The organism is Mesorhizobium sp. M7A.F.Ca.CA.001.10.2.1 (assembly GCF_003998575.1).
Taxonomy (GTDB): domain Bacteria; phylum Pseudomonadota; class Alphaproteobacteria; order Rhizobiales; family Rhizobiaceae; genus Mesorhizobium.
On the sequence record NZ_RZQY01000976.1, the window covers coordinates 1 to 1,568 of the forward strand.

At 58.7% G+C, this 1,568-nt stretch carries 1 protein-coding gene and 1 pseudogene; both read right to left on the reverse strand.

Features of this window, described 5'->3' with window-relative positions:
• Positions 1 to 230 (reverse strand): annotated as a pseudogene (locus EN964_RS38235) (alpha-ketoglutarate-dependent dioxygenase AlkB); the annotation flags it as partial.
• Between the two features lie 380 nt (positions 231 to 610).
• Complete coding sequence (locus tag EN964_RS34115) at positions 611 to 1,315, reverse strand: Crp/Fnr family transcriptional regulator (RefSeq protein ID WP_164749046.1); 705 nt, start codon at positions 1,313 to 1,315, stop codon at positions 611 to 613.
• Positions 1,316 to 1,568 lie beyond the last annotated feature (253 nt).

Sequence of the window (1,568 nt, forward strand, 5' to 3'; positions counted from 1 at the left end):
TCGTAGCGCAGGCCAAAACCCACGACGCGCCGGTTTGCCAGATGGCCATGGAAATCGAACGCCTCGAAAGGCAGGCCTTCGAGATGCCGGGCGAGTTCGGTTTCTTCTTGCGCGGTGATAAGATCAGGCTGGTAGAGGAAGCCTTCCGGCAGGTCGTCGGCAGCACCAAAGAGATCGTGCTGGAGCCCGGATGAGCCGGAGCCGAGTGTTTTCGATTTGGGTGCCGCCATCCCAGCTAGATGGTGAAGGCCAGCCCGCCTGGCAATATCGGAACCGAGCCAGCATCTGCACCCCACCCTGTGGACATCACCGCATCAAAGCCTGCCAATCCGGAGATTATCGGGGTGACGGTATTCTACTCAGGATTTCGCGGGCATGCCTTGAATGCGACCGAGGGAGGTTGCATGCATGTACGTACGGTTCTTACCAAACCGCGAGCCTTCGTTGCCAGTTGCTTGTCAGCAACTAGATTGGCAACGCGGCATCCCCAAAAAATGCCGCGGTGGCCGACGCGGGTTTAGGCAACGGTGTCTCACCGGCACCATCGCGTCGGCCACTTGAAATGGTCCTTGGCGGCTCAGTGGCGGAGAAGCCTCTGTTGGCCCAGCGCTCAAGCGCGAGGCCGTTCCTGCCTCGCGGGATGATGCGAGCCCAAATCTCCGATTAGCCGGCGATACTGGGTTTCAGGTGGACCATAAGAATCTCGCGCCAACTTTATGAGACCATCTCGATCGCGGATCGTGATCTCTCCGCGGCGCGCTCGGATATAGCCGTAACTCTCGATCATCTGCAGACCGACGGTAACCCCCGGACGCCTGACACCAAGCATGATGGACAGAAACTCATGGGTTATCATAAGTCTGTCGCCGACAGTGCGGTCGCTGCACATCAAAAGCCATCTCGCCAGCCGGACTTCCAGGCTCTGCCGTGCGTTGATCGAAGCCGTATAGCTTGTCTGAACATGAAAATATTGGACATAGCGCAACAGGAACGACCGCAACGTAGGACTGTTCTCCAGGGCTTCGACGAATGGGGCAGCCTCTATCCGGAGCGCCTCGCATGTCGACTGGACGTAACAATCAAAGTTCGCCTGGTCGTCCCCCATGATCAGGGCCGAACCCGTCATTCCTTCGAACCCGATGATTCCGACTTCCGCTTCGGTCGCTGGCGCAGTCCGCGCCACCACCGAGGCCAGTCCGCTTTCCAGAAAATAGACGGCTTCGATCTTCTGCCCCGCATTCTCCAGTGGCGCGCGCACCTCCAGGAAAACGCTCGCCAGATGCGGCCTTAGCCGCGCGAGATCGTCCGCGCTCATGCGGCGAAGCAATTCGCTCTTGGCTTGCAGTATCTGGTAATCCACGAGACTCTTTTCCCTTGGGCAAGAGCACTGGGATCTCTTAGCCGGCCGCGTCCGTCTAACGAGCGGACGGTAACGAACCATAGACCTCGTCTCGCGCAGCACTAGACGAGCCGGCGCGTTGGTATGAAACCGACAGTTACTGCTGAAAACTCGAAGGCCTTGTTGGCTGACCATCTTTCGCCAGCAAACGAGCCTCCCGCAGGATAGA